This window comes from Jannaschia sp. Os4 (genome assembly GCF_016820245.1).
Lineage (GTDB): Bacteria > Pseudomonadota > Alphaproteobacteria > Rhodobacterales > Rhodobacteraceae > Jannaschia.
Genome location: NZ_JAFCAR010000004.1, coordinates 916,691 through 926,050, shown reverse-complemented (window position 1 = coordinate 926,050; position 9,360 = coordinate 916,691). Strand labels below are relative to the sequence as shown.

Annotated in this window: 13 protein-coding genes and 1 tRNA gene; 7 read left to right on the top strand and 7 right to left on the bottom strand. The window is 72.4% G+C overall.

Features of this window, described 5'->3' with window-relative positions:
- Positions 1-53: 53 nt before the first annotated feature.
- Positions 54-245, bottom strand: coding sequence for a hypothetical protein (locus JQC91_RS13655; RefSeq protein ID WP_203287484.1), 192 nt, complete (start codon positions 243-245; stop codon positions 54-56).
- 96 nt (positions 246-341) lie between these two features.
- Between JQC91_RS13655 and trpA the strand changes: the two genes are divergently transcribed.
- Entirely contained in the window at positions 342-1,133 is a 792-nt protein-coding gene (gene trpA, locus JQC91_RS13650) for a tryptophan synthase subunit alpha (RefSeq protein ID WP_343069977.1), read from the top strand.
- A gap of 86 nt (positions 1,134-1,219) precedes the next feature.
- Here trpA and yidD read toward each other — a convergent pair whose 3' ends face one another.
- Genes yidD through rpmH form a run of 3 tightly spaced genes read right to left on the bottom strand, consistent with a single transcriptional unit; the run spans position 1,220 to position 1,987 of the window.
- Positions 1,220-1,438, bottom strand: a complete 219-nt coding sequence (yidD, locus tag JQC91_RS13645) for a membrane protein insertion efficiency factor YidD (protein WP_203287482.1) — start codon at positions 1,436-1,438, stop codon at positions 1,220-1,222.
- Positions 1,439-1,469: 31 nt separating this feature from the next.
- Positions 1,470-1,856 carry a ribonuclease P protein component gene (gene rnpA / locus JQC91_RS13640; protein WP_203287612.1) on the bottom strand — a complete coding sequence of 129 codons (387 nt, stop codon included), beginning with the start codon at positions 1,854-1,856 and terminating at the stop codon, positions 1,470-1,472.
- Positions 1,853-1,987: a 50S ribosomal protein L34 gene (gene rpmH / locus JQC91_RS13635; RefSeq protein ID WP_026757035.1), complete on the bottom strand. Its 135-nt coding sequence runs from the start codon at positions 1,985-1,987 to the stop codon at positions 1,853-1,855. The genes rnpA and rpmH overlap by 4 nt, the downstream gene beginning before the upstream one ends.
- A gap of 292 nt (positions 1,988-2,279) precedes the next feature.
- Here rpmH and JQC91_RS13630 point away from each other — a divergent pair, with 292 nt between their 5' ends.
- From JQC91_RS13630 to JQC91_RS13620, 3 genes are all read left to right on the top strand, one after another.
- Positions 2,280-3,005 carry a VTT domain-containing protein gene (locus JQC91_RS13630; protein ID WP_203287480.1) on the top strand — a complete coding sequence of 242 codons (726 nt, stop codon included), beginning with the start codon at positions 2,280-2,282 and terminating at the stop codon, positions 3,003-3,005.
- 69 nt (positions 3,006-3,074) lie between these two features.
- Positions 3,075-4,487, top strand: a complete 1,413-nt coding sequence (locus JQC91_RS13625; protein WP_203287611.1) for an FAD-dependent oxidoreductase — start codon at positions 3,075-3,077, stop codon at positions 4,485-4,487.
- Between the two features lie 85 nt (positions 4,488-4,572).
- Positions 4,573-5,958, top strand: a complete 1,386-nt coding sequence (locus JQC91_RS13620) for a HAMP domain-containing sensor histidine kinase (protein ID WP_203287478.1) — start codon at positions 4,573-4,575, stop codon at positions 5,956-5,958.
- 56 nt (positions 5,959-6,014) lie between these two features.
- Here the strand turns inward: JQC91_RS13620 and JQC91_RS13615 are convergent, their stop codons facing one another.
- From JQC91_RS13615 to JQC91_RS13605, 3 genes are all read right to left on the bottom strand, one after another.
- Complete coding sequence (locus tag JQC91_RS13615) at positions 6,015-6,803, bottom strand: DUF2145 domain-containing protein (protein ID WP_203287476.1); 789 nt, start codon at positions 6,801-6,803, stop codon at positions 6,015-6,017.
- A gap of 10 nt (positions 6,804-6,813) precedes the next feature.
- The gene (locus tag JQC91_RS13610; protein WP_203287474.1) at positions 6,814-7,152 is read right to left on the bottom strand and encodes a hypothetical protein; all 339 of its coding nucleotides are present in this window, start codon (positions 7,150-7,152) and stop codon (positions 6,814-6,816) included.
- A gap of 162 nt (positions 7,153-7,314) precedes the next feature.
- On the bottom strand, positions 7,315-8,025 hold the full coding sequence (locus JQC91_RS13605; RefSeq protein ID WP_203287472.1) for a hypothetical protein: 711 nt from the start codon (positions 8,023-8,025) through the stop codon (positions 7,315-7,317).
- 126 nt (positions 8,026-8,151) lie between these two features.
- On the opposite strand from JQC91_RS13605, the gene JQC91_RS13600 reads away from it, so the two are divergent.
- From JQC91_RS13600 to JQC91_RS13590, 3 genes are all read left to right on the top strand, one after another.
- Complete coding sequence (locus JQC91_RS13600; RefSeq protein ID WP_203287470.1) at positions 8,152-8,724, top strand: TetR family transcriptional regulator; 573 nt, start codon at positions 8,152-8,154, stop codon at positions 8,722-8,724.
- 191 nt (positions 8,725-8,915) lie between these two features.
- Positions 8,916-8,992, top strand: a tRNA-Arg gene (locus JQC91_RS13595).
- Positions 8,993-9,070: 78 nt separating this feature from the next.
- Positions 9,071-9,355 carry a hypothetical protein gene (locus tag JQC91_RS13590; RefSeq protein WP_203287467.1) on the top strand — a complete coding sequence of 95 codons (285 nt, stop codon included), beginning with the start codon at positions 9,071-9,073 and terminating at the stop codon, positions 9,353-9,355.
- Positions 9,356-9,360: the final 5 nt, after the last annotated feature.

Here is a 9,360-nt window from a genome sequence, read left to right as displayed (position 1 = left end):
GGGGGCCAGCCCCCCGCACCCCCCGGAGTACTTTCGGAACATCGAGGGGGGGATCAGCGCGGCGCGCGGTCGCGGTTGCGCTCGAAGATGACGATCCACGCCAGCACGATGAACATCGGATGGGTCAGCCCGCCCGAGAACAGCAGCGCGGGCACCCAGATCACGAAGGTGACGATGCCCATGATCGGACGGCCCGCGAGGAAGATCGAGAGCGGCGGCAGGAGGAGTGCGAGGAGATAGTTCATGGGGTGCAAATGGGGGGAGGGGGGCGCCGGTTCCAGTCCAGCTTGACGTCCCCGCCGCCGCGTCCCATCCCCGGCCCGAACCGAGGGGAGGGCGCCGTGGGCCGCATCGCAGACACCTTCGCGCGCCTGCGCGCCGAGAACCGCAAGGCCTTCGTCGCCTACGTCATGGCGGGCGATCCCGACCACGACACGGCGGTCGAGATCGTGCGCGGCCTGCCCGGCGCGGGCGTGGACGTGATCGAACTGGGCCTGCCCTTCACCGACCCGATGGCCGACGGTCCGACGATCCAACTGGCCGGCCAGCGCGCGCTGGAGGCGGGCGCGACGCTCGACTCAACCCTCGCGACGGCCCGTGCCCTGCGCGAGACCGACACCACCACGCCCATCGTGATGATGGGCTACTACAACCCGATCTATTCGCGCGGGGTGGACCGCTTCCTCGCCCAAGCCGCCGAGGCCGGGATCGACGGGCTAATCGTCGTGGACCTGCCGCCCGAGGAGGACGCGGAGCTGTGCCTGCCCGCGCTGGCGGCGGGCATCGACTTCATCCGCCTGACCACGCCCACCACGGACGACGCGCGCGTCCCGGCGGTCATGCGCAACACCTCCGGCTTCGTCTACTACGTCTCGATCACCGGCATCACCGGGGCGGGGTCGGCCTCAGCCGACGCGGTAGCCCCCGAGGTCGCCCGCCTCAAGCGCGCCACCGACCTGCCCGTGATCGTGGGCTTCGGCATCAAGACGCCCGAGGCCGCCCGCGACATCGCCGCCGTGGCCGACGGCTGCGTCGTGGGCTCGGCCATCGTCGAGCGGATCGGGCGCGGGGATTCGGTGGAGGACGTGCTGGCCTACGTCGCCGCGCTGGCCGAGGGCGCGCATTCGGCGTGACCGTCCGGGATCGGGCCTGACGGCCTGACCCGCCGGGGGCGCCGCCCCCGGACCCCCGAGGTATTTCGGCCAAGATGAGGGGGGGCTTAGTCCACTGGATCGTAGCCGGACCCGCCCCATGGGTGACATCGCCCGATGCGTCGTGCCGCCTTCCAGCCGCCCTTCAGCGCCCCATGCTTCTCCAGCGCCTCCAAGGCGTAGGCCGAGCAGGTCGGCTGGTAGCGACAGTTGTGCCCCACCCAAGGCGAGCCGATCAGCCGGTAGGCCCGGACGGGCAGGGCGAGGAGGCGGGCCGCGAAGGTCACGTCCGTAGGGTGGGCATCGCCTTGCGCCCCATCAACGGTGCACCTTGGCGAGCGCGCGCCGCAGGTCGTCCAACAGGTCCGGGAAGGGCCGTCCCGCCGTGGCGTCCTTCCACCCGATCATGGCGTAGTCCCAGCCGGGCCGCCCCATCCCCGGCAGCACGAGCCGCGCGGCCTCGCGCAGCCGCCGCTTGGCGCGGTTGCGCGCCACCGCATTGCCGACCTTCTTGGAGCAGGTGAATCCCACGCCGATCGCCGGGTCGCCGTCGGCCCGGTCGCGGCCCTGCAGCAGGAACGACCCCGCCGCCGCCCGGCGCCCGCCGTTCAGCCGCAGGAACTGCGACCGCCGCCTAAGAACGCGGAGAGACGCCGCGGGGGCCTCGCCCCCCGGCGCCTCGCGGTCGTCGGTCGAAGGGATCAGGCCGAGAGCGACTTGCGGCCGCGCGCGCGGCGGGCGTTCAGGATCTTCCGCCCGGCCTTCGTGGCCATGCGCGCACGGAAGCCGTGGCGGTTCTTGCGGACGCGGTTCGAGGGCTGGAAGGTGCGCTTCATCGGTCGTCTCCGGATGCGGGCGGCGGGTCTCGCGCCCCGCGTGCGGTCTGTTGTCGAGATCGGGCGGATACGCAGCGCCCCCCCCGGTGTCAACCGGGGGGGGGACGCGCGGCGCGTGTTACAGCGGACCCGGACGCGGCGGCACGCGGGATGAAACAAACACCCGTTCCCCCGCGTCCCCCGTCACGTGGCCTCACCCCCACGTGAGGCCGGGTATCGCAGGAAGGGGCCGATGCGTCATTCCCACGACCAACGCGGCATCCCCGCCGCCCCCGAACCCGAGGAGGCCGACATGGCCGACGCCACCACCCCGACCCAGAAGCCCGCATGGCTGCGCTGGCTCCCCATCGCGGGGATCGCCGCCGCCGCCGTGCTGGGCTTCGTGTTCCTGCGCGACTACCTCACCTTCTCGGCCTTGGCCGAGAACCGCGAGGCGCTGATCGCCTACCGCGATTCCAACTACGTCCTCACGGTCGCCATCTTCATGGCCGTCTACGTCGCCGCCGTGGCCTTCTCGCTGCCGGGCGCCGCGATCCTGACCTTGGCGGGGGGCTTCCTCTTCGGCCTCTTCCCCGGCGTGATCTTCATCGTGGTCGCCGCCACCATCGGCGCCACGCTGCTGTTCCTCGCCGCCAAGACCGGCTTCGGCGACAGGCTGGCGGCCAAGATGGACGCCTCCGAGGGTGCCGTGAAGACGCTCAAGGACGGCATCCGCGAGGACGAGACCTCCTACCTCTTCGTCATGCGCCTCGTGCCCGCCGTGCCGTTCTTCGTGGCCAACATCATCCCCGCGCTCGTGGGCGTGTCCTTGGCCAAGTACGTGGTCACGACCTTCCTCGGCATCCTGCCCGGCTCGGCGGTCTACACGTGGGTCGGCGCGGGCTTGGGCGAGGTGTTCGCCCGCGGCGAGACGCCGGACCTCGGGATCATCTTCGAGCCGCACATCCTCGGTCCGATCGTCGGGCTGGCCCTGCTCGCGGTGCTCCCCGTCGTCGTCAAGAAGCTGCGGAGGGCCTGACCCATGGACGGCACCACCTTCCCCCCCGCCATCACCCCGGACGAGACCCTCGAACCGAAAGCGCCCGCCATGCAGGACATCAAGACAGACGTGCTGATCATCGGGGCAGGCTCCGGCGGCCTCTCCGTCGCCTACGGCGCCAGCCAGATGGGGGCGGACGTCACGCTCCTCGAAGGCCACAAGATGGGCGGCGACTGCCTCAACTTCGGCTGCGTCCCCTCCAAGGCCCTGATCGCGGCGGGCAAGCACGCCCACGCGATGACCACCGGCGCCCCGTTCGGCGTCGCGCCCGTGCAGCCCGAGGTCGACTACGCCGCCGCCAAGCGCCACGTGCATTCGGCCATTGGCACCATCGCCCCCGTCGACAGCCAGGAGCGGTTCGAGGGTCTCGGCGTCCGCGTCATCCGGGAGTTCGGCCGCTTCGTCGACGCGCGTACCGTCGAGGCCGGCCCCTACCGCATCCGCGCCCGCCGCACCGTCATCGCCACCGGGTCGTCGCCCTTCGTGCCGCCGATCGAGGGGCTGCGCGACGTCCCCTTCCACACCAACGAGACGATCTTCGACCTGATGGAGACGCCCGAGCACCTGATCGTGGTGGGCGGCGGGCCGATCGGGATGGAGATGGCGCAGGCGCACCGCCGCCTCGGCATCGAGGTCACGGTGCTGGAAGGGTCCAAGGCGCTGGGCAAGGACGACCCGGAACTCGCGGCGATCGCCTTGGAGCGGCTGCGCGAGGAAGGCGTCGACATCCGCGAGGACACCAAGGTCGAGCGCGTCTCGGGCACGGCGGGCGCCATCACCGTCCACACGTCGAAGGGCGACGTCACCGGCTCGCACCTCCTGATGGCGGTGGGTCGCAAGGCGAACGTCGACAAGCTGAACCTCGAGGCGGCGGGCATCGAGTACGACCGCGCCGTCACCGTCGGCGCCGACCTGCGGACGACGAACCGCCGCGTCTACGCCATCGGCGACGCCGCCGGCGGGTTCCAGTTCACCCACGTGGCGGGCTACCACGGCGCGACGATCATCCGCCCCATCCTGTTCGGCCTGCCCGCCCGCGCGCGCACCGACCACATCCCGTGGGCCACCTACACCGACCCCGAGATCGCGCAGGTCGGCCTGACCGAGGCGCAGGCCAAGGAGGCGCACGGAGATGCCGTAGAGGTGCTGCGCTTCCCCTACCACGAGAACGACCGCGCCATCGCGGAGGGCAAGACCACGGGCCTCATCAAGGTGATGGTGGTCAAGGGCCGCCCCGTCGGCGCCTCCATCGTCGGCGCGCAGGCGGGCGAGCTGATCGGCCTGTGGGCGCTGGTGCTCGCCAACAAGCTCAAGATCGGGGCGGTCGCGGCGATGGTGGCGCCCTATCCGACCTTGGGCGAGATCTCCAAGCGCGCGGCGGGGCAGTACTACGTGCCGCGGCTCTTCGAGAGCGACGCGGTGAAGCGCGTCGTGCGCGCGGTGCAGCGCTGGCTGCCCTGAGCCGGGCCGCGGCGGGACCGCGCGCGGTCCCGCTTGACCCCCTCCCCCTCGGGGGCCAAACCGCTTCGGACGCCACGGACCGCCCATGCTGACCAGCCTCTCCGGACGCTTCCTGATCCTCACGGTCGTCTTCGTCCTCCTGGCGGAGATGCTGATCTTCGTACCGTCCATCGCTCGCTTCCGCGCCGACTGGCTGTCCGAGCGGATGGAGCGCGCGCAGATCGCCTCGCTCACGCTGCTCTCGGCGCCCGAGATGATCGACATGGGGCTGGAGGAGGAGCTTCTGGCCAACGCGGGCGTGCTCAACGTCGTCCTGCGCCGCGACGAGCTGCGCCAGCTGATCCTGTCCTCCGACCTTCCCGGCCCCGTGGCGCGCACCGTCGACCTGCGCGACCCGCCAGCCACGACCCTCATCGCGGACGCGCTGCGCCGCTACGCTAGCCCCACGCCCGAGATCGTGCGCGTCATCGCGGAGCCCGCCATGGGCGGCGGGCTCCAGATCGAGGCGGCCATCGACACCAAGCCGCTCCGCGCCGCGATGATCGAGTACGGGATCAACATCCTCGCGCTCTCCGCCGTCATCTCGGCGATCACGGCGGCCTTCCTGTTCCTCGCGGTTCGGCGGCTCATGGTGATGCCCATCCGCGGCCTCGTGCGCCACATGAACGCCTTCGCCGCCGCGCCGGAGGACGCCCGCCGCGTGATCGAGCCGCGCTCGCGCATCACCGAGCTCCGCGAGGCGGAGACGACGCTGCGCGACCTCGAGACCCAGTTGCAGCAGAACCTCCGCCAGAAGGAGCGCCTCGCCCAGCTCGGCGGCGCGGTCGCCAAGATCGCCCACGACCTGCGCAACATCCTCACCACCGCAACTTTGCTAGGGGATCGTCTCGAGAGCATCGACGACCCGACCGTCCGCCGCGTCGGGCCCAAGATCGTCAAGTCGCTCGCCCGCGCCGTCTCGCTGACCGAGGGCACGCTCGCCTTCGGACGCGCCGAGGAGGCGCCCCCCCGCCTCCAGCAGGTCCCGCTGCGCGACCTGCTGGAGGAGGTGGCCGAGGCCGAGCGCCTCGCGGTGCCCGACGGGGCCGTCGCCATCGAGGTGGATGCCGATCCCGCGACCGTCATCCGCGCCGATCCCGACCAGATGCTGCGCGTCCTCGGCAACCTCGTCCGCAACGCCCGCCAAGCGATCCAGGCCACGGGGCAGGGCGGTCGCGTCGTCCTGCGCGGCGCGGACCGTCCCGACGCATGGCGCCTCGAGGTGTCCGACGACGGGCCCGGCCTGCCGCCGCAGGCGCGCGAAGGGCTGTTCGAGGCGTTCAAGGGATCGGTGCGCAAGGGCGGGACGGGGCTCGGGCTCGCCATCGCGGCCGAGCTGGTGCGCGGGCACGGTGGCACGCTCGACCTCGCGGGGTCGGACGAGGGCGGGACCACCTTCCGGGTCGATCTCCCCAAGGGCGAGGTCGGCTGAAACGGCAAGGGGCGTGCCCGCGGGCGCGCCCCTCCGCCACGAGGCCGCGCACGGGCTTAGGGCGTGATGCGGTAGGACGCGGCGAGCAGCCCGTTCCCGCGCATGAACCGCTCGATCGACCCGAACGTGGCCGTCGCCACGCGCCGCCCGTGGTCCTCCGTCGTCAGCGCGCGCGACGCGATCCCCGCGAGGCCCCGCTTCGCCGCGCCCAGCTGGATCGGCTGCGGCGCGAAATGCGCGGCGATGTTCGACTTGATCTGCGCCCGGTCGCCCGTGCCGTAGAGGGCGGCCATCAGCACGTCCAGCGTGTGCTCCGTGCAGTTCTGGAAGCGCGGGTCGGCCGGGTTCGCCAGCACCGCGTAGCGCGGGTTGTGGAGGCGGCGGTAGGTCGGCGAGGCGATGGTGCGCAGCAGCTTCGCCTGCACCCGCGCGTCCGGGATGACGACGCCCGCGTCCAGCCTGTGCGCGCCGGCGAAGAACTCCGCCGGGCTGTCCTGCACGAGGGTCGAGCGCGCCCGGTCCCCCTCGGTCTGGTAGAGGTTGTAGACCCGGTAGCCCGTCCCCGTGGTCCCGTCGGCCTTCCGGATCTCCGAGAACACCCAGTAGGCCACGTGGGTGTAGCGCACCCCTGGCGGCAGGGAGCCGGGGTCGCGCCCCATCCGCGAGACGATGGCCACGCGCGCGCCCCGCGCGGCGAGGTCGGCCTGCACCTTGTCGGCGAAGGCGGCGACTTGGCCCGCCGGCAGGATGGGCGCGCCCGCTTGGCTGCTGCCCGCCTGCGCGGCGGGGGCGAAGGGCGCGAGCGCGAGGAGCGCGGCGAGGAGGAAGGCGAGGAAGCGTCCCATGATCCCCTCCTCAGTCCAGCCGCGGCGCGGCGTCGGGCGCGGGCAGCGCGATCAGCGGTCGGTGGCTGAGCGCGTCGGATCCCGCGTCGATCGCGCTCTCGCCGACCGACTGCAGGCCCGCGCCCGTCACCGCGAGGACCGAGCCCCCGGCGATCAGCGGCACGGAGACGACCGCGGCGGCGCCGGAGGCGAGGGCGGCCGAGCCGTGCGAGGCGGCCTGCCCGCTGTGGTGGACCGACGCCCCGGCGTGCGTCGAGACGCCGCCCGCCTGCGCGGCGACGGTGGTGGCGGCGGTCCCGCCCAGCGCGAGGCCGGCGGCGAGGGCGAGGTTGGCGAAGATACGTCCCATGATCGGGCTCCATTCCATGAACGGCGTTCATTGCCGTGAGGCCGACATGCCCCGAGAACGATGTTCACGCAACACCGTTCACGAACAACGTTCATATTACGTAGCGTCCGGTGCCGCGGATCCTGCCGAATATCCATCCATTGCAGGATGATCCTCCTCGGGTCATGCGACGGCCGATGCCAGCGCCATGACGGCCCCGCCCCCCGCCACGCCCGCATAGGCCCACGACCGCGCCAATCCCGCCTTCGCCGCGATCCCGGCCAAGCCCCACGCCGCGGTGGCCGCGAAGGCCACCGCCCCGGTCGACGCCGCGACGCCGACCGCCACCCCGACCGCCCCGAAGAGCAACGCCCACGGCGCGTGGACCCCCTCCGCCCTCAACGTCGAGGACAGGTTGGCGAAGGCTGCGACCGCGACCCATCCGGCGAACAGCTGCAGCGGCACCGCCCCCAGCCAGAACGCCCAGTCCTCCGGCGCCCATCGCACCGTCATGGCCAGCGCTGCCAGCGCGAGGGCCAGTTCGACCGCGATGATCCCCGCGCTCCCCCGGTCCAGACCCCGCCGGGGCACCCAGGTCTCCCACGCCAAGTTCCCCGCAAAGAGGGCGGCCGCCAGCCAGCCCAGCGGCGCCGGCCCGGCCGCGCCTTGCGCCGCGTGCCACCCCGCGAACCCGATGCAGGCCGCGAAGAGCACCGGCCAAACCGCGAAGAACGGCCCGAACGGCACCACGGGGGTATCGACGGCGACCGATCGGGAGGTGATCGTGTGCCGGGCCCCCCGGAGGTCGGGCCAGTAGGCCGCCATGGCCTGCGCGGCGGCGAGGAGCAGGACGAGCGCGATGCGGACAAGGTCGGTGACGGGCAAGGCGGACATCCCGGCCTCCTCGGGTTATGTTGATCGAACGGACGAGAGAATAGATGCGTAGATCAAACGATCAAGAGAAAGATGGCTAGGCCTCGCGGCTCCGCCAATCCGGGAACGCCCGAACGCCGTGCCGCCATGCTCGACGCGATCTGGCAGGCGATGCGCGATGCGGGGGGCAAGCCGCTGTCGTGGCGCGAGATGGCGGCTGCGGCTGGGGCCGGGCCGGCGACGCTCGCGCATCACTTCGGCAAGCGCGACGACGTGGTCGCCGCCATCCTCGCCGCCAAGCGGTCGGAGGGGGCCGAGCCGCTCGCCATCCTCGCCGTCCCCTCCGACCCCGACCCCGAGGTCTCGCTCGTGGCCGCGCTCGACCACATGATCCTCGGGCTGGAACGCTTCGACGTGGGCGACCTCGTCGCCCTCGGCCTCCGCGAGGGGCTCTACCACCCGGGGCTCGGCCCCCGCGTGGTGGAGGACGCGCTGGAGCCGATCCTCGACGGCCTCGCCGCCCGCATCGACGCCCACGCCGCCGCCGGAGAGGTGGCTGACGGGACCGACGCCCGTGCCGTGGCCCAGATGCTCGCCGGTCCGATCCTGATGGCGCATCTCCACCAGTCGCCGCTGGGCGGGCGCGCCACGCGCCCGACCGACCTCGGGATCCTCGCCCGCCGTCTGGTCGCCGCGCTCCTGCCCTCGCTTCGGTCCTAGCCCGGACGCATGGCCCCCGGACCGGCCGTCCGATCCGTCCCCCGGTCGCGCCCGGCGCGTGCCGCGCTGCAGCATTCCGGCTCATGCACGGATGTACGTACGACGTCCGTGCAAGGGGCGCACGTCCGCCCTGGACGGTCGGAACGCCTCTTGCGCCGCCGCCGCGCCCCGTCTATCTGCGCCCTCGTAGTGCGCTGGTAGCTCAGTTGGATAGAGTACTTGACTACGAATCAAGGGGTCGGGGGTTCGAATCCTCCCCAGCGCGCCATTCCCCCTTTCGATCCGGTGAAGTGAACCGAACCGCGCCCGCGTGCGTAGGTTCGAAGACACCATCCGGGACCGATCCATGACAGACAGAACCGCCGCGCCGACCACCTTGCAGGGGCCGTCCGCATCCATGTTCTCGTCCTACGAGATCAGCGCGCTGCAGGAGCGGTCCGCGGCCCGCCGCGCGGAGATCGCCGCACGCGCCTCCGCCGCCGAGGCCGCCGCGCCGCCCCCGTCCAACGAGCCGCCGGACGCGACCGAGGTGCTCTGGCACCGGGGCGGCAAGTTCGCGGGGCTGTTCGTGCTCTGGGTCGCGTTCATCGCGCCCAACGTCTACGTCGCGAGCCGCCTCTTCGGCAGCTGAGCGGC